23 protein-coding genes are annotated in these 22,822 nt (G+C 65.5%); 9 read left to right on the top strand and 14 right to left on the bottom strand.

The features are described 5' to 3' along the window. The first annotated feature begins 64 nt into the window (after window positions 1-64). The 5 genes from LPZ50_RS01420 to LPZ50_RS01400 all read left to right on the top strand — a co-directional run bounded on the left by LPZ50_RS01420 (window position 65) and on the right by LPZ50_RS01400 (window position 5,621). A complete protein-coding gene (locus tag LPZ50_RS01420; RefSeq protein ID WP_230656764.1) occupies window positions 65-589 on the top strand; it encodes a sigma-70 family RNA polymerase sigma factor in 525 nt (174 codons plus the stop codon). Window positions 590-598: 9 nt separating this feature from the next. After that, a complete protein-coding gene (locus LPZ50_RS01415) occupies window positions 599-1,585 on the top strand; it encodes a FecR domain-containing protein (protein ID WP_230656762.1) in 987 nt (328 codons plus the stop codon). A 120-nt stretch (window positions 1,586-1,705) separates the two neighbouring features. Then, window positions 1,706-4,189: a TonB-dependent siderophore receptor gene (locus LPZ50_RS01410; protein ID WP_230656760.1), complete on the top strand. Its 2,484-nt coding sequence runs from the start codon at window positions 1,706-1,708 to the stop codon at window positions 4,187-4,189. A gap of 176 nt (window positions 4,190-4,365) precedes the next feature. Next, window positions 4,366-5,298 carry a DnaJ C-terminal domain-containing protein gene (locus LPZ50_RS01405; protein ID WP_230656758.1) on the top strand — a complete coding sequence of 311 codons (933 nt, stop codon included), beginning with the start codon at window positions 4,366-4,368 and terminating at the stop codon, window positions 5,296-5,298. A gap of 2 nt (window positions 5,299-5,300) precedes the next feature. Then, window positions 5,301-5,621, top strand: coding sequence for a chaperone modulator CbpM (locus tag LPZ50_RS01400; protein ID WP_230656756.1), 321 nt, complete (start codon window positions 5,301-5,303; stop codon window positions 5,619-5,621). A 12-nt stretch (window positions 5,622-5,633) separates the two neighbouring features. On the opposite strand, the gene LPZ50_RS01395 is transcribed toward LPZ50_RS01400, so the two are convergent. Next, a complete protein-coding gene (locus LPZ50_RS01395) occupies window positions 5,634-6,062 on the bottom strand; it encodes a helix-turn-helix domain-containing protein (RefSeq protein WP_230656754.1) in 429 nt (142 codons plus the stop codon). Window positions 6,063-6,146: 84 nt separating this feature from the next. On the opposite strand from LPZ50_RS01395, the gene LPZ50_RS01390 reads away from it, so the two are divergent. Further along, window positions 6,147-6,641, top strand: a complete 495-nt coding sequence (locus tag LPZ50_RS01390; RefSeq protein ID WP_230656752.1) for a DUF2938 domain-containing protein — start codon at window positions 6,147-6,149, stop codon at window positions 6,639-6,641. A gap of 10 nt (window positions 6,642-6,651) precedes the next feature. Here LPZ50_RS01390 and LPZ50_RS01385 read toward each other — a convergent pair whose 3' ends face one another. The 3 genes from LPZ50_RS01385 to LPZ50_RS01375 all read right to left on the bottom strand — a co-directional run bounded on the left by LPZ50_RS01385 (window position 6,652) and on the right by LPZ50_RS01375 (window position 9,218). After that, a complete protein-coding gene (locus LPZ50_RS01385) occupies window positions 6,652-7,191 on the bottom strand; it encodes a carboxymuconolactone decarboxylase family protein (protein ID WP_230656750.1) in 540 nt (179 codons plus the stop codon). A 97-nt stretch (window positions 7,192-7,288) separates the two neighbouring features. Then, window positions 7,289-8,095: an SDR family NAD(P)-dependent oxidoreductase gene (locus LPZ50_RS01380; RefSeq protein WP_230656748.1), complete on the bottom strand. Its 807-nt coding sequence runs from the start codon at window positions 8,093-8,095 to the stop codon at window positions 7,289-7,291. 142 nt (window positions 8,096-8,237) lie between these two features. Then, window positions 8,238-9,218 (bottom strand): AraC family transcriptional regulator, encoded by a 981-nt coding sequence (locus LPZ50_RS01375; RefSeq protein WP_230656773.1) that lies wholly within the window; start codon window positions 9,216-9,218, stop codon window positions 8,238-8,240. A gap of 198 nt (window positions 9,219-9,416) precedes the next feature. Here LPZ50_RS01375 and LPZ50_RS01370 point away from each other — a divergent pair, with 198 nt between their 5' ends. After that, window positions 9,417-10,088 (top strand): peroxiredoxin-like family protein, encoded by a 672-nt coding sequence (locus LPZ50_RS01370; protein ID WP_230656746.1) that lies wholly within the window; start codon window positions 9,417-9,419, stop codon window positions 10,086-10,088. A 17-nt stretch (window positions 10,089-10,105) separates the two neighbouring features. Here the strand turns inward: LPZ50_RS01370 and LPZ50_RS01365 are convergent, their stop codons facing one another. The 3 genes from LPZ50_RS01365 to guaB all read right to left on the bottom strand — a co-directional run bounded on the left by LPZ50_RS01365 (window position 10,106) and on the right by guaB (window position 14,476). Next, the gene (locus LPZ50_RS01365) at window positions 10,106-11,008 is read right to left on the bottom strand and encodes a LysR family transcriptional regulator (protein WP_230656744.1); all 903 of its coding nucleotides are present in this window, start codon (window positions 11,006-11,008) and stop codon (window positions 10,106-10,108) included. Between the two features lie 318 nt (window positions 11,009-11,326). Continuing rightward, on the bottom strand, window positions 11,327-12,922 hold the full coding sequence (gene guaA, locus LPZ50_RS01360) for a glutamine-hydrolyzing GMP synthase (protein WP_230656742.1): 1,596 nt from the start codon (window positions 12,920-12,922) through the stop codon (window positions 11,327-11,329). A 93-nt stretch (window positions 12,923-13,015) separates the two neighbouring features. Further along, the gene (guaB, locus tag LPZ50_RS01355) at window positions 13,016-14,476 is read right to left on the bottom strand and encodes an IMP dehydrogenase (protein WP_230656740.1); all 1,461 of its coding nucleotides are present in this window, start codon (window positions 14,474-14,476) and stop codon (window positions 13,016-13,018) included. 168 nt (window positions 14,477-14,644) lie between these two features. On the opposite strand from guaB, the gene LPZ50_RS01350 reads away from it, so the two are divergent. Next, window positions 14,645-15,238, top strand: a complete 594-nt coding sequence (locus LPZ50_RS01350; protein ID WP_230656739.1) for a DUF2239 family protein — start codon at window positions 14,645-14,647, stop codon at window positions 15,236-15,238. A 58-nt stretch (window positions 15,239-15,296) separates the two neighbouring features. Continuing rightward, window positions 15,297-16,127, top strand: coding sequence for a class I SAM-dependent methyltransferase (locus tag LPZ50_RS01345; RefSeq protein WP_230656737.1), 831 nt, complete (start codon window positions 15,297-15,299; stop codon window positions 16,125-16,127). Window positions 16,128-16,158: 31 nt separating this feature from the next. Here the strand turns inward: LPZ50_RS01345 and LPZ50_RS01340 are convergent, their stop codons facing one another. From LPZ50_RS01340 to LPZ50_RS01310, 7 genes are read right to left on the bottom strand one after another with little or no spacing between them, the layout of a single operon-like run. Further along, complete coding sequence (locus LPZ50_RS01340; RefSeq protein ID WP_230656735.1) at window positions 16,159-16,515, bottom strand: DUF192 domain-containing protein; 357 nt, start codon at window positions 16,513-16,515, stop codon at window positions 16,159-16,161. Beyond that, the gene (locus LPZ50_RS01335) at window positions 16,512-17,378 is read right to left on the bottom strand and encodes a type II secretion system F family protein (RefSeq protein WP_230656733.1); all 867 of its coding nucleotides are present in this window, start codon (window positions 17,376-17,378) and stop codon (window positions 16,512-16,514) included. The genes LPZ50_RS01340 and LPZ50_RS01335 overlap by 4 nt, the downstream gene beginning before the upstream one ends. Window positions 17,379-17,407: 29 nt before the next feature. Beyond that, window positions 17,408-18,253, bottom strand: coding sequence for a type II secretion system F family protein (locus LPZ50_RS01330; protein ID WP_230656732.1), 846 nt, complete (start codon window positions 18,251-18,253; stop codon window positions 17,408-17,410). After that, window positions 18,250-19,920: an ATPase, T2SS/T4P/T4SS family gene (locus LPZ50_RS01325; protein ID WP_230656730.1), complete on the bottom strand. Its 1,671-nt coding sequence runs from the start codon at window positions 19,918-19,920 to the stop codon at window positions 18,250-18,252. The genes LPZ50_RS01330 and LPZ50_RS01325 overlap by 4 nt, the downstream gene beginning before the upstream one ends. Then, a complete protein-coding gene (locus LPZ50_RS01320) occupies window positions 19,917-21,287 on the bottom strand; it encodes a type II and III secretion system protein family protein (RefSeq protein WP_419195551.1) in 1,371 nt (456 codons plus the stop codon). The genes LPZ50_RS01325 and LPZ50_RS01320 overlap by 4 nt, the downstream gene beginning before the upstream one ends. After that, complete coding sequence (gene cpaB / locus LPZ50_RS01315) at window positions 21,284-22,120, bottom strand: Flp pilus assembly protein CpaB (RefSeq protein WP_230656726.1); 837 nt, start codon at window positions 22,118-22,120, stop codon at window positions 21,284-21,286. The genes LPZ50_RS01320 and cpaB overlap by 4 nt, the downstream gene beginning before the upstream one ends. Next, window positions 22,117-22,740, bottom strand: a complete 624-nt coding sequence (locus LPZ50_RS01310; protein WP_230656724.1) for a hypothetical protein — start codon at window positions 22,738-22,740, stop codon at window positions 22,117-22,119. Before LPZ50_RS01310 ends, cpaB begins: the two co-directional genes overlap by 4 nt. Window positions 22,741-22,822: the final 82 nt, after the last annotated feature.

Genomic DNA, 22,822 nt, shown 5'->3' with positions numbered 1-22,822 from the left:
AAGGGTGCAACAATATCCTATAATAAAATAAGACACATTCTCATTAATTCCACGCGCGCGCCCCATGCCTTTGCCAGCAGCCTCCGCCCACCCGCATCTATCAAGAACCGAAGGCGTCGCGGCACTGTATCAGGCACACCACACCTGGCTGACAGGCTGGCTGCGGGGCAAACTGGGCAACCCGCACGATGCGGCCGACGTCGCCCACGACACTTTCGTGCGCGTGCTGCAATCGCGCCTGGCCGCCAGCATCCAGGAACCGCGCAGCTATCTATCCACCATCGCCCGCGGCCTGGTTGTCGACCTGTGGCGCCGCCGGGCACTGGAACAGGCTTATCTCGAGGCATTGGAAGCCGTGCCCGCCGAACACCTCCCCTCGCTGGAGGCTCAGGCGCTGATCCAGGAACAACTGGTCCGGCTCGACCGCATGCTGAACGGCCTGGGCTCTAAGGTGAAGCAGGCGTTCCTGCTGTCCGTGGTGGAAGGCACCCCCTACCCTGTTATTGCCGAACGCCTGGGAATATCGGTGCGTACCGTCAGCAACTACATGGCCAAAGCCATGGAACGCTGCTGCCTGCTACTGGATTAGGCCGGTTCCGTGTCGCACAACTTTTCCCCGGCGCCCCGGCAGCGCACCGCCATCCAGGAAGCCGCCCGCTGGTTCGCCCGGCTGCAAGACCCGCAAAGCGGCGAGGCCGCTCATGCGGCATGGCGCAACTGGCTGGCCCACCACCCGGAAAACCGCAGCGCCTGGTCCAAGGTGCAGGCCGTCCAGCAGCAGTTCGGGCAAGTGCCCCGCCACGTGCTCATGCCCACTTTGCAAGGGATAGACCGCAAGCGGCGCCGCTTCCTTGGCCTGGCTGCGCTGGCAGGCATGGCGGTCCCCATGGGCGCCTGGCTGGCCGACGACGCCAGGCGTGCGCACTGGACGGCCGACGCCAGCACCGCCATCGGCGAAGTCGCGCCCTTGCCCCTGTCCGACGGCAGCCTGGCCATCCTTGATGCCGACAGCGCCGCGGACATCGCTTTCACCGCCGACGTGCGCCGCATCGTGCTGCGCGCCGGCCGCCTCTATACTAAAACCCATGCCGACGCCGCCGCCCGGCCGCGCCCGTTCATCGTCCAGACCCGGCATGGCGAAGTGCAGGCCCTGGGCACGGAATTCACCGTCAGCGTCACGCCGGACCTGAGCGAGGTCTGCGTCAACCAGCACGCGGTGCGCATCACCGCCAGGCATGCGCCGCAAGCGCCGCTGATCATCCCGGCCGGGCATTGCGCCACCTTTTCCGACCAGGGCGTGCAGGCAACAGCCACCTCGGCCCCGGCGCAAGCATCCCAGCTATTCGCCCCCTGGCGCAAGAAATCGCTTATTGCGACCAACATGCCCTTATCGCAGTTCGTCCGGCAAGTCCGCGCCTACCGTCCTGGGTACCTGTTCGTGGACGACTCGCTCGCCCAACTGCAGGTATCGGGCGTTTTTCCGCTGGCCCAGTCCGACCTGGCACTGGCCGCCCTGGAAAACAGCTATCCGGTGCGGGTGCGGCGCATGACACGCTACCTGACCTGGATCGAGCCCGCCACGTAAGCGCAGCCGCGCGCCCCGGCTGTTGCGTTTCATTCAGAAACAATTTGGCTTGCAAGATGCCGGGCCCTCATTCGGCCTCTAGGTATTAGCAAACCCTTTGTTTCGAGCCACGACCACGCCATGCCCACCCGCCGCCCCCCTTGCCCGCGCCCGACGCGCCTGCCCGCCGCCGTGTTCAACCGCACCCGCCTGCTGATGATGTTGGGCGCGGCCTGGTCGCTGGGCGCCGCGCCGCTGGCCAGCCACGCCGCCCCTGCCGCCGAGACCGTCAGCGTACGTAACTACCAGATCGCCGCGGGCCCCTTGCTGGGCGCCATCAATCAGTTCGCCACCGAAGCCGGCATTGCCCTGACCTTCGATGCCAACGCGCTGCAGAACGAAACCTCGCCCGGCATCCAGGGCCGCTACACGGTAGACGAAGGCCTGCGCCAAGTGCTGGCTACGTCCAGTTGGCAAGCCCGGCGCACGCCCAGCGGCGCCTACGTGCTGGAAAGAAAACCCGCGGCGCAAACCGCCACGCTGGCGCCCGTCACGGTTACCGGCATGACGGATCTCGCCTCCACGGAAGCCTCCGGCACTTACGGCGGCCACACCACCACGGTATTCAAGGGGGCACAATCGGTACGCCGAACCCCGCAACCCGTCACCGTCATGTCGCGGCAGTTCATCGACGACCGCGTCATGCCCGACCTGCACGACGTCATGCAGAACACGCCCGGCGTCACGGTCGACTACACCGACAGCGAGCGCGTCAACTACTATTCGCGCGGCTTCCAGATCGATTCCCTGCAAATCGACGGCCTGAACGTGTACCAAAGCGGCTCGGCCTTCATCCAGCCCGACACGGCGGTGCTCGACCGCGTTGAAATCCTGCGCGGCGCCGCCGGCCTGCTGAAAGGGGCCGGCAACCCGTCGGCCACCGTCAACCTGGTGCGCAAGCGCCCCACCCCCACCTTCGAGGCCAGCGCGCGCCTTACCGCCGGCTCCTGGGATCGCCGCCGCGGCGAAGTCGACATCTCGGGGCCGCTGAACGAAGCCGGCACCCTGCGCGGCCGTATCGTGGGCGTGGTGGACAACAAGGAATTCTTCCAGAAAGCACGGGAAGAAAAGCGCCGCGTCTTCTATGGCGTGCTGCAGGCCGACCTGACCGACCGCACCACCCTGACCGCCAGCTTCCAGCATACGGAATTGAAGGCCACCGGCGCCTGGGGCGGCCTGCCCGCCGACTTCGACGGCAGCTCGCTGGACCTGCCGCGCGATACTTATCTGGGGGCCGACTGGAACCACTGGAACCGCTACAACGACCAGGCCTCGCTGGAACTGGAGCATCGCTTCGACAACGACTGGACAGTAAAGGCCAGCGCGTCCAACATGCGGTTTCGCTACTTCGACGGCGGCTTCAAGCAAACCTATATCACGCGCGCCAGCACCACCAACCCGTACCTGTTCGACATCACCACATCCATCTACCCGGAAACCGCCAGCGACCAGAACGCGCTCGCCCTGGTGGCCGACGGGCCCTTCACCCTGCTGGGCCGCAAGCATCACATGACGGTGGGCCTGGAAAGCAGCTACAACCGCGCCACCAACGCCAAAGGCTACTTCAACGTCGCGCCCATGAACGGCTTCGACATCCGCGACTGGGATCCGTACACCAGCTACCCGGAACCCAATGCCGACAGCCCGGGCACCTACTACGAGCCCACCAACAACAAAACCGAGCAGCAGGCCGTGTACGCCGTTGGCCGCTTCTCGCTGGCCGACCCGCTGACCCTGCTGGTGGGCGCCCGCGCCACGTGGTGGGACTACAAAGTGCCGGAAAATCCCGCCAGCAACTACAGCGTCGACCGCGAGATCACCCCCTATGTGGGCGCGGTATACGACCTGAACGACAACTTCAGCCTGTACGGCAGCTACAGCGAGATTTTCGTTCCGCAAAATGCCTACAGCGCCGGCGGCAACCTGCTCGATCCCATCACCGGCGAAGACTACGAAGCCGGCATCAAGGGGGAATTCTTCGAAGGCCGCCTGAATTTCGCCGCCTCGGTGTTCCGCATCAACAACACCGGCCGCGCCATGGACGACGCCAACAGCCCCAACCCCTGCGTCCCGTACTATGCCAGCGGCTACTGCAAGGTTGCCGGCGGCAAGACCCGCAGCCAGGGCTGGGAACTGGAACTTGCCGGCGAGATCACGCCCAACTGGAACATCATGGCGGGTTACACCAACACCATGACCAAGTACCTGCGTGACGCGTCGGAGTCCAACGTGGGCCAGCCCATCCGCACCGGCGACCCCCGCCACCTGCTGCGCCTGTTCACCACCTACCGCATGCCGGGCGCCCTGCAGGGCCTGACCATCGGCGGCGGCGTGCAGGCCCAAAGCAGCATCTATGCATCCAGCCGCGGCATCGTGGCACGCCAGCCCGGCTACGCCGTCTACAACCTGATGGCCGCCTACGACTTCAACCGCAACCTGCGCCTGCAAGTGAACGTGAACAACCTGTTCGACAAAACGTACTACCGCAAGGTCGATGCCACCGGCATCAGCAACTACTACGGCGACCCTCGCAACGTCATGGTCACCCTCAGCGCGCGCATGTAAAACCGCGGCAGCACGCATCGGCCTGCGGCGGGTAACTACTCCAACCACAACCCGCCCGCGGTGGCCGACGCGGGAAGATTTATAGTAGGCCTTGCAGGCACGGCGTTTGCAGCCGTGCCTGGCTCGCCCGCCGGGCAACCCATTTCAGCACCTTCGAGCCCCTCGGGAGAGCATGGATGGAATTCAAGGACTACTACCAGGCGCTGGGCGTGCAGCCCGATGCCTCGGAAGACGACATCAGGCGCGCCTATCGCAAACTCGCCCGCAAGTACCATCCCGATGTCAGCAAAGAAAGCGACGCCGAATCGCGCATGCGCGACATCAATGAAGCCTACGACGTACTGCGCGACACGGAAAAGCGCCAGGCCTACGACAAGCTGGCCTCGGGCGCACCGCCAGAAGGCGATTTCCAGCCACCGCCGGGCTGGGACCAGGGCTTCGAATTCCACCGCACCGCCTCGCCCGGCGACGAAGCCCAGTTCAGCGAATTCTTCTCTACCCTGTTCGGCGGCCGCGCACGCCACACGCCGCACGACTTCCGCGCGCGCGGCGAAGACCACCACGCCACCATCGACGTAGACCTCGAAGACGCCCTGAAAGGCGCCACGCGCGAAGTCAGCCTGCGCGCCGTGCACCTGGACGACCAGGGCCGCCCGCAAATGCAGACGCGCACGCTCAGCGTGCGCATCCCGCCCGGTGTACGCGAGGGCCAGTACATCCGTCTGGCGGGCCAGGGCATGCCCGGCCACGGCGGCGGCGAGAACGGCGACCTGTACCTGGAAGTGCGCTTCAAGCCGCACCCCCGCTACCAGGCCGATGGGCGCGACTTGACCATGACCTTGCCCGTCGCGCCATGGGAAGCGGCCTTGGGCGCCAGCGTCAACGCGCCCACCCCGGGCGGCTGGGTGGAAGTCACGGTACCCGCCGGCTCGGCCGGCGGCCGCAAGCTGCGGCTGCGCGGCCGCGGCATACCCGGCGACCCACCCGGCGATCTGTATCTCGTCCTGCAGGTAGTGCTGCCACCGGCCGACACCGATGCCGCCCGCGCCGCCTACCGCAAAATGCAGGAAGACCTGCCCTTCAACCCGCGGCGCCACATGGAGGTGTGAACATGAAAACCGTAGTCATTTCCGCTACCGGCACCATCGTGGGCAAGGCGCAACCGCTCAGCGCCGACGACCTGGCGCGCGCCTGCGGCGTAGAAGTGGAATGGGTGGCGCAACTGGTGCAAGTTGGCATCATCCAGACCAGTGGCTCGCAACCCGCCGACTGGCGCTTTCAAAGCAGCGACCTGAGCCGCGCGCTGGAAGCCCGGCGGCTGGAGCGCGACTTCGACGCCTGCCTGGACGCCGTCGCGCTCATCCTGGACCTTAGCCGTGAAGTGCGGCAATTGCGTGCGCAGTTGAAGGCGCTGGGCGTGCAGCAAGACTAGAACATCCCGGCTTCAGCCGGACCTGGCTCCGCTGCCGGCTGCGCGGCGCCGGCCCAGCGCCCTTGCGGCAGCCGCCTTCAGCAAGCGCTGGAAGGTCGGGCATTCCGAGTGGCTGGGAGCGGGGCATGCCGCGGCGTGCCGCAAGCCCCGGCTCATGGCCTGCAGCTGCTTGACGGTAGCGTCGATGTCATCGGCCCTGGCCAGCAGCCGGCTCCTGTCCACCCGCGGCGCCGCGCCGGGCCCCAACATGGCGCCGATATCGTCCAGCGACAAGCCGCCGGCCTGCCCCAGCGCGATCAAGGCCAACTGGTCGATCACCTGCGGCGCAAACCGCCGCCGCGCCCCGCTGGGGCCCAGCGATGCAATCAAGCCCTTCTTTTCGTAAAAGCGCAGCGTAGACGCGGGAACACCCGTGCGCCTGGCAACTTCGGCAATGTCCATGGAAGTCTCTTGACTTGAAGTTAACTTTAACTTCTATCATGCCCGCATCCGACCATCAGGGTCAAACATGCAAAGGAAGCAAAAATGATCCCGCTCGAAGACCTTGCACGCATTGTCCTTGTCGGCGTGGGCGCCACCGTCGTCATGGACGGATGGCTGGCGCTGATGAAGGCGCTGGGCGTTCCCACCCTGCCCTTCGGGCTGATCGGCCGCTGGGTGGGGCATCTGCGCCACGGCAGGTTTGCCCACGCCGCCATCGCGCAAGCCCCACCCGTGCCCCACGAACAGGCATTGGGCTGGGCTGTGCACTATGGCGTGGGCATTGCCTTTGCCGTGTTGCTGACCGCCGTGTGGGGCACTGGCTGGCTGCACCAGCCCACACTGTTGCCGGCCATTGCCGTGGGCGCCGCCACCGTCGTTATCCCGCTGTGCGTGATGCAGCCGGCCATGGGGGCCGGGTTCGCCTCGTCCAGAACCCCAAGCCCAGTCAAGAATTGCCTGCGCAGCCTGGCCACGCATACCGCGTTCGGGGTGGGGCTATATCTGGCAGCGGCGGCGCTGGCGATGGTATGGAGTTAGGCAGAATGCCTTACTGCACGGGCGGAAAGTCGACGTCGGTATCGTTGATGCGGTTGAAAGTATTGGTGAAGATGGTAAGCGCGATGGCCAGCGAAATCTCTGCCAGCTGCGTGTCGGTATAGCCGGCACCGCGGATAGCGGCGAACTCGTCTTCGCTGATCGTGCCGCTGGTGTTCTGCAGGTTCAGCACGAAACGCACCAGGGCGTCGCGCTTGGCGTCACCGGTAGGCTGGCCGGTGCGAATGGCACGCAGCGCATCGGCCGGCAAACCAACCATCTTGCCCAGCATGTTGTGCGCGGCCACACAATAGTGGCAGCCAGTCTGCCCGCTGACCAGCAGTTTGATGGTTTCCAGGTCCTGCTTGCTCAAGCTGCTCGAGGCCAACGCCCCTTCGGCATTGAGCACCGCGGCCAGGGCCGTCGGAGCCAGATAGCCCAACGCGGCAAACAGGTTGGGAACGCTGCCGCCGGCCACTTTCCTGACCTGGGCGTATACGTCGGCCGTGGCGCCGGTGGCGGATTCGATGGCGGGGATGGTGATGCGGCTCATGGTACGACTCCTTCAATGGGTGGTTAGGAGTCGCTACTTTAGGCCTGCACGGAGCAATTTTCGAGCCCGTATAAGCTCAATAAAATGCTTATTAGGATCAAAGTGCGGAATGGTCCTTTACGGCCTCGGCGAGCTTCGGCTTCAGCAACTCAAATCTCTCGTCCAATGCCAACGGGTTCGTACGGTTCTGGGCGATCATGGCCTCGCGGACTTCTCCACCACGTGTGATCTGCAAGGCGCCGGCTTCCATGCCTTCGACAATGGCCTGGGCAACCGCGACGGCCGGCTCGCGAACGAAGCCCAGGTCGGGGCCCGCTCGCGACGACGTCATCATCGGCGTGTCGGTCGCCCCGGGGTATACCGTCAGCACGTGCACCCCCTCCCCCTTCAACTCGCGGCGCAAGGCTTCTCCAAAGTGCGAGATCCCCGCCTTGACTGCCGCATAGCTGGTATAGAAGGGCACCCCCACCAGGGCAATGCCCGACGACACATTCACGATCATGCCATCGCCTGATACGCGCAGATCCGGCAGCGCCGCGCGCGCCAGCAGGATCGGCGCCAGCAGATTGACCTCCACCATCTTCGCGATATCGCTTTCCGGTGTGTCCTCCAGCCTGCCTGCCCGGACTCCTCCGGCACTGTTGATCAGGATATCCAGCCCGCCCATCGAGGCACGCGCCGCCGCCAACGCGCGATCCCGCCCTTGCGGCGTTCCGACATCCGCATCGATGCCGTCGGCCTGTCCGCCGGCCCCGCGCAGCAGTTCGACTGCCTCGGCCACCACCCTGCCGCGACGCCCGACAATGAAAACCCTGGCACCCTTGCGAACAAGCTCGGAAGCCGTCGCCAGGCCAATACCGCTCGATCCGCCAGTGATCAGGACCTTCTTTCCTTGAATGTTCATGTCAAGCTGCGCCTCATGAAATGTGATGGATCCAGGCCACCAGCCCGGACACCGGGACGGCAATCGCCAAGACCTTGGTGTCGAGTTTTAAATCAATCGATCTAAAATAGTCAAGCTGACGGTGTCACGTGCTGCGCAAGGATCAGCTTATTGCCGCTTGCTGCCCGACTGCGGTCGAGCGCGCCAGGCGGCGCCATTGCCCTGGGGGCATCCCCATCCACTCGGCGAAAACACGCCGGAATGCCGATACTGATTGATATCCCACTGTCTCCGCCACGGTTTCGGTGGTTGTCGTCGGTTTCTTCAACTCGTTGACGGCCAGGCTCATGCGGATGTCGGTCAATAACTCGAATGCCGAGCGCCCCAGCTTATCGTGGAAATGTCGCATGAAGGTGGCGCGCGACATGCTGCATAGCCCGGCCAGGTCAGGCAGCGTCCAGGCCCGCGCGGGGTCGGCGAACATGGCCGAGATAGCCGGCGCCAGCCGAGGGTAACCGGCCAGCGCCAGCAGCCCGGCCGGCGCCTGTTCGGATTCACTGGCCGCGCGCAGCACCAGGGTGAACAGCGCCGACGAAAGCGCATTGAGCATCGCGTATCCGCCCAGCTTGTCGCCCGCGGACTCCACGCGCATCAGTCCTACCAGATTAGTCAGCGGAGTCGAAACCGATACGGCGCCCGCCTCGCCATCGCCATTTCTGGCCCGTACGACCAGTGTCGTAGGCAGATAATCGCGGATCAACCGGTCGTGCGGCGGCGCGATGAAAAAGCGCCCGCACAACATGTCCAGGCGCTCGCCGGTGCCGCTGTTTTCGCTAACCACCCATCCCGTGGGGTCGGGGCGGTTGAGCGTGCGCGCCGGCCTGCGGCCGCTGCCGTCATGCAGCACATGGGCCGCCCCATGAGGCAGCAGCACGATATCGCCGCCCGCCAGCTCCCTGGCCGTGTCTGTCTCTGGATCTTCGAGGATGGCACGGCCCCTGAGCACGATGTGGTAAGGAATCTCGTGGGCCGCGGACTGCGCGTAGACCACGCGCCACGGGGCGCCGTAGGCACAGCGCACCTCCAACTGGCCGGTGACGGTGATCATCTTCAAGAGATGGCTCAGCCAGTCTATCTGCGACACGGGGCGTTCGGAAAGTTGCGGCACATCGGCATCCTGGGCGTACGGCGGCTTTTGTGTTTCATGCCGCCAGGGAATGGATGTTATTCCAGGCGGCCGTCTACCTGCACGTGCGGCGTTCCCGGATGATGAACTCCAAGGCGAATCCACGATCCGCTCGACCCGGTCCCTCACCCACCATTCCCTCATCGGAGAACGCTCATGTCGTTACAAGACAAACTGGACGCCTTCAAGGCCGATTTCAAGGCGGGCAAGCCGCCTTTCAATGCCCCGCCGGAAATCCACCCCATCATGGAGCGCGCCACCGCCGAGCTCATCGCCAGCGGTCAGGCCGAGCGCGCCATCAAGGCCGGCGACCGCGCCCCCCGGTTTCGCCTGAAGGACCAGGATGGCAACGAAGTCTCGTCGGCCGACCTGCTGGCCGAGGGTCCGCTAGTCATCAGTTTCTACCGCGGCGTCTGGTGCCCATACTGCAACATCGAACTGCAGGCCATGAACGAGGCCCTGCCGGCGATCCAGGCCCTGGGCGCCAATTTGCTGGCGATCTCACCGCAAACCGCCGTCAATAGCCGCAAGTCAGTACGCACCAACCAGCTTGGTTTTCCCGTACTCAGCGACGTGAACGGCGAAACCGCTTCCGCCTTCGGCCTGCGCTTCAGGCTGCCCGATTACCTGGTCGACCTGTACAAGCAGCTGAAAAACGATCTGCCTGCCTTCAACAACGACCCGAGCTGGACCCTGCCGATTCCCGCGCGCTACGTCATCGGCCAAAACGGCATCGTCCTATATTCGGAAGTCAACCCCGACTATACGCATCGGCCGGACCCCGCCGAGATGTTCCCCGTCTTACAGGCCGCCGGCCAGACGCGCTGACCGGGAATACCGCGCTTTCAGCGTTGCGGCGCCTCGTCCCGCGCCAGCGTCTGCTCGACGAAGTCGACGAAGGCGCGCGCCTTGGCGCTTGCCATACGCCCGGACGGAAACACCGCCCACAGATCCACCGGCGGCAGGCTCCAATCCTGCAGCACCTGTCGCAATTGGCCTGCCTGCAATTCGGGCGCAAACATCCACCGCGACGCCACGGCCAGGCCCATATCGGCCAATACCGCCGTGCGCATCCCTTCGGCCGCGCTCACGCGCACCCTGCCGGAGACAACGACGGCCACCTGCCCGCCGCCCTGGCTGAAAGACCAGGACTGCCCGCCTCCGCGCAGCGAATAGACGATGGCCTGGTGCCGGCTCAAGTCGGCGGGCGTAGTGGGCACACCGGCAGCGTCGAAATACGCCGGCGTACCCACCACCACCCGTGGGCTTTGCGCGACGCGGCGCGCCGTCATGGACGAATCATCCAGTGTGCCCATGCGCAGCGCCACGTCGACGCCTTCTTCCAGCAGGTCGATGTTCCTGTCGTCGAGCACGATTTCTATCTCGAGCTGCGGATGCTGGTCCATGAACGTCTTGAGCGCCGGCAGAACGTGCAATCGGGCGAACGTCACCGCCGCGCATACCCGAAGCCGGCCCGCCAGGCCGGCCGAGGCGTCGCGGGCAACCTGTTCGGCTTCATCGACATCTTCGATGGCCCGCTTGGCGTGCTCGTAGAACCGCTGGCCGGCGTCGGTCGTTGCCAACCCGCGGGTCGATCGCAGCAGCAGGCGGGCGCCCAATCGCTCTTCGAGCTGGGCGATGGATTTCGACACGGCAGGCTGGCCCAGCTTGAGCCGGCGCGCGGCCGCCGAGAACGAACCCGCCTCGACCACACTGACATAGGCCTCCATTGCAGCCAGACGATCCATGGCGCCGTTTCCTCGTTGTGCAATGCAAGACCTGACTATACCCGGCTTGGTTCCTGGCCTGCACCACGTGGCGGCTGGCCCATTGCTAACGCACGAACAATGCCCGGCCGCGCTCTTTCACGTGGCCTTTGCGGTAATAAGACACGGGAATGAAAATGGCCAAACGGGCGCAGGGCCTCGATGGCATAGGCAACGACCACCTTGCGATCTTCGATGCGACCAGACCCATAGCCGCCAGCGGTCAGGGTACCGCGGCGGCCCTTACCGTCAGCTCTACCGCCAATCGATGGCTGACGATAGTCCTCGAAGAACCTAAACTCACTCCCACTCGATCGTGGCCGGCGGCTTGCTCGACACGTCGTACACCACCCGATTGATGCCGCGCACTTCGTTGATGATGCGCGACGACACCCGGGCCAGCAGCGCGTGCGGCAGCGGCGCCCAATCTGCGGTCATGAAGTCGAAGGTCTGCACGGCGCGCAGGGCCACCACGTATTCGTAGGTACGGCCGTCGCCCATGACCCCCACCGACTTCACCGGCAGGAACACAGCGAAAGCCTGCGAGGTCATGTCATACCAGCTCTTGCCGCTGGTTTCGTCGATGGTGCTGCGCAGTTCGTCGATGAAAATCGCATCGGCGCGACGCAGCAGTTCGGCGTACTCGTGCTTGACTTCGCCCAGGATGCGCACGCCCAGGCCGGGGCCGGGGAATGGGTGGCGGTACACCATCTGCGGCGGGAGGCCCAGGGCCACGCCCAGTTCGCGCACTTCGTCCTTGAACAGTTCGCGCAGCGGTTCCAGCAACTGCAGGTTCAGGGTGTCCGGCAGGCCGCCCACATTGTGGTGCGACTTGATCGACGTAGCCTTACCCGTCTTGGCGCCGGCCGATTCGATCACGTCGGGGTAAATGGTGCCCTGGGCCAGCCACCTGGCGCTTTTCAGCTTGGCGGCCTCGGCCTGGAACACTTCCACGAATTCGCGGCCGATGATCTTGCGCTTGGCTTCGGGGTCGGCCTGGCCGGCCAACTTGCCCATGAACTGGTCGGTAGCATCCACGTGGATGATCTTCACGCCCATGTTCTCGGCGAAGGTCTGCATCACCTGCTTGCCTTCGTCCAGGCGCAGCAGGCCGTGGTCGACGAACACGCAGGTCAGCTGGTCGCCGATGGCCTTGTGGATCAGGGCGGCGGCCACGGACGAATCCACCCCGCCCGACAGGCCCAGGATGACCTCATCGCTGCCCACCTGTTCGCGGATGCGCGCCACGGCTTCGGTGACGTAGTCGGGCATGTTCCAGTCGCCCTGGCAGCCGCAGATGTCGTTCACGAAGCGCGCCAGCATGGCCTTGCCCTGCACGGTATGCGTTACTTCGGGGTGGAACTGCACCGCGTAGAAATGGCGCGTTTCGTCGGCCATGCCGGCGATCGGGCACGACGGAGTCGAGGCCATCAGCTTGAAGCCGGGCGGCAATTCGGTGACCTTGTCGCCATGGCTCATCCATACCTTCAGCATGCCATGGCCTTCCGGCGTGGTGAAGTCGGCCAGGCCGTCCAGCAGCTTGGTGTGGCCGTGGGCGCGCACTTCGGCGTAGCCGAATTCGCGGTGGTCGGAAAAGCTGACCTTGCCGCCCAGTTGCTGGGCCATGGACTGCATGCCGTAGCAGATGCCCAGCACCGGCACGCCCAGTTCGAACACGGCGGCGGGCACGCGCAGCGAGTCTTCGGCGTAGGCCGAGGCGTGGCTGCCCGACAGAATGACGCCTTTCAGGCCCTGGCTGGCCTGGTCGCGCACGAAGGCGTCGTCAACGTCGCCCGGGTGGATTTCGGAATAGACGCCGGCCTCGCGGACGCGGCGGGCGATCAGCTGGGTGACTTGCGAACCATAGTCAAGGATGAGAATGCGCTGATGGTGCATGGAGACTCTGCCGGTTTGTAAATAAAAGCGCACCGGCCAGAACCGCGGAGTTCTGCCGGTGCGCGATGCATTGCATTGTACTGGGCGCTGGGATCAGTCGGCGCGGTAGTTGGGCGCTTCCTTGGTGATCTGCACGTCGTGTACATGGGATTCGCGGACCCCGGCCGAGGTGATCTCGACGAACTGGGTCTTGGTGCGCATGTCGTCGATGGTGGCGCAGCCGCAATAGCCCATGGAAGCCCGGATACCGCCCACCAGTTGGTAAATAATGGCCAGCACGCTGCCCTTGTAGGGAACGCGGCCCTCGATGCCTTCGGGCACCAGCTTGTCGGCGTTGTTGGCCGGATCCTGGAAGTAGCGGTCGGCCGAGCCGTCGGACATGGCGCCCAGGCTGCCCATGCCGCGGTACGACTTGTACGAACGCCCCTGGAACAGCACGACTTCGCCCGGCGCTTCTTCGGTGCCTGCGAACATGCCGCCCATCATGCAGGCGAAGGCGCCGGCCGACAGGGCCTTGGCGATATCGCCCGAATAGCGGATGCCGCCGTCGGCGATCAGCGGAACCCCGGTACCTTCCAGGGCCTTGGCCACGTCGGCAATGGCGGTGATTTGCGGCACGCCCACGCCGGCCACGATACGCGTAGTGCAGATGGAACCTGGGCCGATACCGACCTTGACGCCGTCGGCGCCGTGTTCAACCAGCGCCCGCGCGGCCTCGGCCGTGGCGATGTTGCCGCCGATGACTTCCACCTTGGGGAAATTCTGCTTGACCCAGCGCACGCGCTCCAGCACGCCGGCCGAATGGCCGTGCGCGGTATCGACAATGATGACGTCGACGCCGGCGGCCGCCAGTTTTTCGACGCGCTCTTCGGTGCCCGCACCCACGCCCACTGCCGCGCCCACGCGCAGCTGGCCCTGGGTGTCTTTATTGGCAACCGGGTGCTCGGTGTTCTTGACGATGTCCTTTACGGTGGCCAGGCCGCGCAGTTCGAAGGCGTCGTTGACGATCAGCACGCGCTCCAGGCGATGCTTGTGCATCAGGGCCTGGGCCTCATCCAGCGTGGCGCCTTCCTGCATGGTGACCAGGCGTTCCTGCGGCGTCATGATGTTGCGCAGGGGCTGGTCCAGGCGTTCTTCGAAGCGCAGGTCGCGGTTGGTGACGATGCCCACCACCTTCTTGCCCTCGACCACCGGCAGCCCGGAAAAACCATGCTGGCGCTGCAATGCGATGGCGTCGCGCACCTTCATGTCGGGCGTGACGGTAACCGGGTCGATGACGATGCCGAATTCGTGGCGCTTGACGCGGGCCACTTCCTTGGCCTGCTCGTCGGCGGAAAGGTTCTTGTGGATGATCCCGATGCCGCCTTCCTGTGCCATGGCAATGGCCAGGCGCGACTCGGTAACGGTGTCCATGGCGGCGGACACAAGGGGGATATTCAGGGTGATGTTGCGAGTGAGGCGAGTAGCCAGCGAGGTGTCGCGCGGCAACACCTCGGAGTACGCAGGCACCAACAACACATCGTCGAAGGTGAGCGCTTTTTGGATGAGACGCATGGGGAACTCCGGGCGCAAAGCAAGATTATACGCGCTTGCGAGGTTTTTACTAGGTGTTTCCCCTAGCTGCGCAATGGGACAAGCCTTGTCACACAATTTAACCCGGGTAATATTGACTGTCATTTTTACCCGGTAAATAATGAAGGCACCTGAACCCAAGGAGAGCCTATGAGTGCCATCGACTCCTTATCCATCACGTGTACCGCATTCGACGGGCACCGCCGCATTGCCTCGGGCGCCCTGCCCGCGGTAACCCTGGCCGTGCGCCAGGCCTTGCAGTCCAATGCTGCCGGGCCCGTACTGATCTACGACGACACTACCGGCCGGTTGGTGGATATCGACTTGCGCGGCGACAGCGGCGGCACGCCTTATGCCCCGCCGGCCCCTTCGGACGTTGCGTCCGTCGACGCCGTGCCGGGCGTGCGCGGCCGCGGGCGGCCCAAGCTGGGAGTGGTCTCGCGCGAAGTCACCCTGCTGCCGCGCCACTGGGAATGGCTGGCCTCGCAGCCGGGCGGCGCATCGGTAGCGCTGCGCAAGCTGGTGGAAGATGCTCGCCACACGCACGAGGCGGCCGACAGGCTGCGCCAGCGCCAAGAGGCCGCGTACCATTTCATGTCGTCCATCGGCGGCGACCTGCCCGGCTTCGAAGAAGCAGCGCGGGCCCTGTTCGCCCACGATCAGGCGCGTTTTGCGCAACAGGTGGCCTCGTGGCCGGCCGATGTGCGCGAACACGCCACGCGCCTGGCCTTCGGGGGAGTGTAGCGGCAGGTTCAGTAAACTGCATGCTTCGCCCAATCCGTGGCGCAACTGCCCGTCCCTGATGTCCCGTGTCCCTGAAATCCGCCCCGGCCAATCCGTCGAACTGCTGAAGGAACTGCATATCCTGACGCGGGACGGCAAGATGAACCAGGACAGCCGCCGCAAGCTGAAACAGGTATACCACCTGTTCCAATTCATCGAGCCCTTGCTGCACGACGTAAAAACGCAGCGCGGCTCGGTGTCTCTGGTAGATCATGGGGCGGGCAAGTCGTACCTGGGCTTTATTCTGTACGACTTGTTTTTCAAGTCGCTGAACGACGAATCGCACGTATATGGCATCGAGACGCGCCTGGAACTGGTAGCTTCGTCGCAGGCGCTGGCGTCGCGCCTGGGATTTGGCGGCATGTCGTTCCTGAACCTGTCGGTGGCCGAATCGATTACCTCAGACCGCCTGCCGCAGCAGATCGACGTGGTGACGGCGCTGCATGCCTGCAATACCGCCACCGATGATGCCATCCGGTTCGCGCTTGAAAAGCACGCCCAGTACATCGTGGTGGTGCCCTGCTGCCAGGCCGAAGTGGCCGCGGCACTGCGCCAGAACAAAGGCCGGGCGCTGGCCGACCCGCTGGCCGAGATCTGGCGCCACCCTTTGCACACGCGCGAGTTCGGCAGCCAGATCACCAATGTGCTGCGCTGCCTGCAACTGGAAGCGCACGGTTACCAGGTGAGCGTGACGGAACTGGTCGGTTGGGAACACTCAATGAAAAACGAGCTGATCATCGCGCACTACAAAGACCTGCCGCGGCGCAAGCCGGCCGAGCGGCTGGGCGAGATCCTGGAACGGATCGGCCTGCAGGCCCTGCGCGACCGGTTTTTCGTGCCGGCGGTGTAGTCCGCGGCGTTCTCCATACAGCGCACGGGCATCACGGCACGCCAGCGCGCCGCAAAGCGATATGCAGGCGCCGCCGGTAACGCAGCGGCGTGTCCTGCAAGTTCACCGCCATTTCCAGCACCGCTGCCGCGCGCACGCACACGGCCAGTCGGCCGGGCCGCAGATTGCGCGCCAGGCGCAGCACCCGTCCCTGCCTGTCGATGAAAGCCACGTCGATGCTGTAGCGCATGCCCACGGTGTGCACTGCCCAGCATGGCGACAGCAACAAGGCAGAGCCCGGCCCCGGCGCCCTGGCCCGGCATAGCAAGCCGCGCATGCGTCCCAGCACGCCCTGGGCACGTACCAGCCGCAAGCGTGCGCAAGCGCGGTGGCGGCGCGGGCGGATCATTGCGTGGCCTGCCATAACTGCACGCCAATGGGAAACGCCAACACGACGAACGTGCAGGGGAAGATGCAACCTATCAAGGGCAACAGCATTTTCACGGGAGCCTCCATGGCAAGTTTTTCGGCGCGCTGGAATCGGTCGGTGCGGCACTGCGCGGCCTGGCCGCGCAGCAATGGGCCCAGGCTCATGCCCAGGCCATCGGCCTGTATCAAAGCCGCCACCCACGCCCGCACAGTCGGGTTATCGGCACGGTCGGCCAATGCCAGCAAGGCCGCGGCGCGTGGCAAACCCGTGCGCATGTCCGCGAGGGCGCGGCCCAGTTCCTGGCGCAAAGGGCCAGGCGGCCCGTGTTGCTCGGCCTGCTGCAAGGCGCCGTGCAGGCTCAGGCCGGATTCGACGCAAAGCGTCATCATGTCCAGCATGAAGGGCAACTCGCGGCCGATGCATAGGCGCCGGCGGCGTATGCGCTGCCTTACCCACAACGCGGGCCAGCCCCCCGCCGCCACCGCGCCCAGGGGCACCGCCAGCGCAATTGCCGCGGCCGCGTCCAGCCACCAAGCCAGGCCCGCGGCCAACACGCCTCCCAGGGCCGCCGCATTGATGACCAACGCGGCGGCGTGCGCCGCCGTTGCCGTGGGTGGAAACCCCGCTTGCGTGACGAGACGATCCAGACGACCGCGCATCTTCCAGGACAACAACGGACCGCAGACGTGCGCCACCGCCGATAGCCAGGGCCACGCCACCCGCCATCGCCAGGGCATGGCATCGCCAGACCGCGTCTCATCGGCCAATGCCGGCCGCGCCAGCAGCCACGCCGCCACCGCCCCGCCCATGCCGGCCAACAGAATGGAGATCAAGTGCAACATGCCAGGTTTTCCAGTAGCGTCAACAGGCCTCAGATATCGATATCGACGATGCGCCGGATCAAGAATATTCCCGCGGTTTCCAGGCCGGCGACCAGGGCCAGCACACCCCATCCCGTCGGCGTGTGCCACAGCAGGGACATGATTTCGGGTTCCATTTGATCCAGTACCAGCAACAGCAGCAGCGGCAAGGCCCCGACGATCCAGGCCTGCATGCGCCCCTGCGCGGTCAGGGCACGTACCTTGCCCTGCAATTGCAATCGTTCGCGCAGCGTGCGCGCGATGCCTTCGAGCGTTTCGGCCAGGTTGCCGCCCGTATGGGCCGCCACGCGCATGGCGGCCACCACCAATGCGCTGGCCTCCGATGGCACGCGCCTGCTCAGGTTCTCCAGCGCGGCGTCGAACGCCACCCCCAGGCGCTGTTCGCGCAGCATCAGGCCGAACTCTTGCGCCAGTGGTGTTTCACTGTGCTCGACGATATGGCGCAGCGCGGTGGATACCCCCACCCCCGCCCGCAGGGCGGATGCCAGGCTCAGCAGCGCCGCCGGCAGTTGCTGCTCGAAACGTGCCAGGCGGCGCGCCCGCAGCCGCGCCACCAGATGGCGCGGCAACCTGCTTGCCAGCACGGCCGCGATGGCGCCCACCGCGGCGCTGCCGCTGGCAACAAAGGCCACCGCCCCCGCCAGCATCCCCAACAGCACGGCTGCCAGCCATAATTGGGCGGGGTCGATGAACAGGAACACTTCGCTCAGCTTGACGCTGGCGTCCTGGGTGTAAATGCGGCGATAACGCTGCAGCGCCGGCCCGAACCAGGCTTGCACACGCCAGGCCAGCAACACCGTGCATGCCATCGACATAGCCGCCGCCAGCCAGATCATGACAACAGGCCTCGCGTGGCGGCAAGCGGTGCGGCACCACTGAACATGCCGGCGTCGAAAGCAACGCCGGCAAGCTGCCATGCCTGTGCAAAGCTGGGCAGCACACCGCATCCCAGGAAACCTTGCCCGGCCTGGTAGCGAAACAATTCCTGCAGCTGGATGCGTCCGCTTTCCAGGCCGGTGATCTCGACAATCGAGGCCACGATGCGCCGCCCGTCGGACAGGCGGGTTTGCTGCACGATGATGTCGATGCTGGCGCCGATATGTTCGCGCACCACAGTCAAGGGAAGATCCATGCCGGCCATCAACACCATTGCCTCCAGGCGCCCCAAGGCATCTCGTGGCGAATTGGCGTGCAACGTGGTCAGGGAGCCGTCATGGCCCGTGTTCATCGCCGTGAGCATGTCGAATGCCTCGGCGCCGCGGCATTCGCCTACCACGATACGGTCCGGGCGCATCCGCAATGCATTGCGCACGAGATCGCGTATATCGATGCGGCCACGGTTCTGCAGGTTGGCGGGCCGTGCCTCCAGCGCGACCAGGTGCGCGTGGTCCAGGCGCAGTTCGGCAGCGTCTTCAATGGTGACGATGCGCTCGCCCTCGGGAATGGCGTTGGACAGGATATTCAACAAGGTGGTCTTGCCGGACCCGGTTCCGCCCGACACCACCACGCTTTTGCGGGTGCGCACGCACAGGGCCAGGAACTCGGCCATGGCCGCGTCGATGGAACCGCCGCGCACCAGGTCGGCCATGCATGGACGCAGGGCCGGAAACTTCCGTATCGTGAGCGCGGGGCCTTTCAAGGCTACCGGAGGAATCACGGCATTGACACGCGAACCGTCGGGTAGGCGCGCATCCACCATGGGTGCGCTCTCGTCGATACGCCGGCCCAGCGGCGCAACGATGCGCTCGATCACCCAGCGCACCGACTGCTCGCTGCTGAAGGCAGCTTCGTGGCGGCACAGGCGGCCCCGCCGCTCGACATAGATTTCGTCATGCCGGTTTACCATGATTTCACTGATACCGGGATCGGCCAGCAGGGGCTCTAGTGGTCCGAGGCCCACCGCCTCGTCCAGTACCTCGCGGCACAGCGCGGCGCGGTCGGCATGCGCAGGAATGTCGGCGTCGCTGGCGGCGATGTCTTCCAACAGCCGCTGGGCCTCGGCGCGCAGCAATGTATCGCTCATGCCCGCCACGTCGCGGCGCCGCAAGTCCAACGCTTGCAGCAGCGCCGCGTGCAGGCGCCGGCGATGCGGAAGCAGGCCCGCAACAGCCTGCGGCGCACCCTCCGGTGCCGCGAGAGATATGGCGCCAGCCTCTTCCGCCGAGGAACCATGAGCCTCGGAACTGGCACTTGGGTGCTCGGACGCATTATCGACCGTGCTGACACGCAGCCGGCAAGGGCCTATCACGATGTCATCGTCCGGCATCAGCGGCCGGTGCACCGTGACACGCCGGCCATTGACCAGCGTTCCTCCCAGCGAGCCCAGGTCTTCGAGTTCCAGGCTTCCCCCCTGCCCCACCAACTGCGCGTGTCGCTTTGCCACGCGCCAGTTCGGAATACGCAGCCCGCATTCGGCCGACCGCCCTATCAGTACGGGCGCCGTGGCGCGCAGCGACCGCTGCTGGCCGTCTTCGAATGTCATGAGGATATCGAGTATGGTCATCGGAGTTGTACGGAATGGGAGGTATCGGCAGCCGGCCGCCATTGCGATCCCGGGCCCAGGTATGCGGCCCAATCGGCGCCTCCGGGCCCCGGCGCGGCCGTGCCCAGCGCAGGGGCATCGGGAAAGGCCTGGCGCAGGACGTTTCGGCCTTGCTGTGCACGCATGGCCAGTTCGGGATGATCTTGCGACACGATGCGCGGCGTCACGAAAATGGCCAGTTCGGTTTCCTTGTGTTGATCGCGCCGGGATGAGAACAAGGCGCCCAGCACGGGGATGTCTTGCAGCAGCGGCAAGCCGCTGCGTTCATGGGACCGCTCGCGCGACAGGAAGCCCCCCAGCACCAGTGTCTGGCCTGAACGGACATTGAATTCCGTGGCGGCGCGGCGCGTGCGCAGGGCCGGTCCGCCAGCCACGGTAAGCGAGGTATCCACCGAACTGGCTTCGACTTCGATACGCGAGCGAATGGCTCCGTTACGGTCGATGCGCGGGGTAATGTTGAGCGATACCCCATAGGGCTTGAATTCAGTCCGGGCGTTGCCCTGGGCGTCGGTGGTGCTGTAGGGGACCTCGCCGCCCGCCAGAAATGAAGCCGTGGTGCCGCTGCGCGCCAGCAGTTGCGGTTGCGCCAGCAGTACCGCGTCGCCGCGTTGCGCCAGTGCGGCAATACGGGATGAAATCAGCGCATTGAGGCCGAAATAGCCCCCTGCCCCCATTCCCGGCATGACGAGCGGCGGCGGCGCCACGGTTTCAGCGAGCTGCTGCCTGGAGCCTGGCTGCCACACCAGCCCTGCGTTCATGCCGCCCTGAGAGGCGGAGTCCCATTGCACGCCGAATTCGCGCAAGCGCGAGCTGGGCAATTCCACGACCTGCACATCCAGCAACACCATGCGGTCCCAGCCCACCTGGCCTGTGAAATCCATGATGCGCGGATACCGTTGCGCCAGCGCTGCGATGCGCACCCGGTCGTCGTCGGCCAGGTCATCGCCTTCGATAACGATGCTATCGCCCACCGGAGTGCTACGGACATTGGGTACATGCCTGAGCAATGCCTGGACGTCTTCCTGCATTTGCGCCCAGCCGGCGGGGCGCACCTGGACCTGATAGGCCGCCCCCACACCAGCGGGTGTCCAGATGTGCACCGACGACATACCTTCCTGGCGAGCAAACAGCACCACTTCGCGGCCGTCGACCGATACGGCGCTGACCACCTGCCCATTACCCACCGCCACCCGTACGACCTTTGCGTGGCGCACGACATGGGTTTGCCCAACCTCGAGCGTCAATGGCATGGGCTCGACGGCCATTGCGGCCCACGGCATCAGCAGGAGGCCTAGCATGGCAACCCACACGGACGCGCCCCGCTTCATGGCCGCCGCCCCTCGGCAACGGCGCTGTCTTCCAGGGCAGGGGCCGGCACGTCGCCGTCCAGCCTGTCGCCATACAGAATAGAAACCGCGGGGTGGCGCGGAAGGTCATCGGCGTCCAGCCCCATCAGTGCCGCAAGATCTCCGGAGGCTGCTGGCACGGGGCCAGCCGCGTCGCTGCGATGCCGAAGCATGGCGGTCAGGGTGCCGGCGTGGCGAGCCGCCACCAGTTTGACCGCATCCTCGGCCGAGGTATCCAGGGTAATGGAAGATACTGCCTGGGCATCGCCGCCCATGGCAAGCACGCGCACCCCCTGGAGCAGAGGCGCAGTCAGATGATGGCCCCGGTGATTGAAAGAAACGTAGATATCCACCACGTCTTCGGGGTGCAGCACGCCAGAGGCCGCGGTGATCTCGCCTGCCGGCAGGGTAACGGCGCGCCGGCCCGCGGACACCAGATCGGACAACGGCGGTGGCGGTGCAGCGGGCGTCAGGAGCACACCCAGCAAAGCATCGCCCTGGAGCAGATCGGCAGCCAGCACGCTGCCGACGGCCTGGTCGGCAGCATCGGGATCCAGCATGCCCTTGGACACCCACTGCAGCGGGATGTCGCGCACCGCCAGGTGATCCAGTTGCAACCGGGTGCCGGCGGGAAGATCGTTGGCAGCCACCAGCTTCGCGGCCACGGGAACCTCGGCCTGGCGCTCGATTTCGCGCACGCGGCCCTGGATGTGCTCGCGGGCGGCCCAGGCTGCCAGCAAGCCGGCGCCCAGGGCAAACGCGTACACGGCAAACGGGCGCGCCTTGAGCAGGTACGGCCGAATACGGTTTCTCATGGGCTTGCCCTTTCGTGCAGCAACATCAACATGCCGCTGCCGCCGTCGATGGCGGTAATGGAGATGTGCATGGACTTGTGCCCCTGTATCCAGCGGCCGGCGTCCTGCCCAGGGCCTTCCGGTACCCAGCCGGCACGGAGCAGCGCGGGGACGACCGCGACGCGCAACGCGTCGGGGGACTGGGATAACGTCCAGACCTGTTGCAGGCTGCGCTGCATGCCTTCCTGGCTGGCGATATCCAGGCGCAGTTGTGCGCCGGCGGGCAGCCAGCCTGGCGGTGAAGGCAAGCGCGGCGGCAGGGCCGACAACATCATGACCGAACCTTGTGTCTTGCCAGGCCCCACCGATTGCAATGCCACCACCCAGGGCCTGCCAGCCTGGTGTCCTGACAACACCGCAAGGCCGGGGTACACACCCAGGTCGGACAGGAACGGATACCGGGACGTCAATTGCGATACCGCCTGCGGTATATCGGCGGGAATTTCCACCAGGCGTATGTCTGCTGGAATGCCGTACAGGCGCACATTCGAGGCCAACGGCGCCTGCACGCTGCCCGCCGGCAACGCCAGGTTGCCCGGCCGGAAAGAAGGACCAGCGTGGGCCATGGCGCCGGCCAGCATGCAACTTGCCCACAGCGCGGCAAGATTGAGCAAAGTACGTGGTAGCCATGCCGGGTGAGGGGCCGGTTGGCGCGCCATATGA

Source organism: Bordetella petrii, assembly GCF_020991325.1.
Lineage (GTDB): Bacteria > Pseudomonadota > Gammaproteobacteria > Burkholderiales > Burkholderiaceae_B > Bordetella_A > Bordetella_A petrii_E.
The sequence above is the reverse complement of the archived record's forward strand: the minus strand, read 5'-3'. Positions and strand labels throughout refer to the sequence as shown.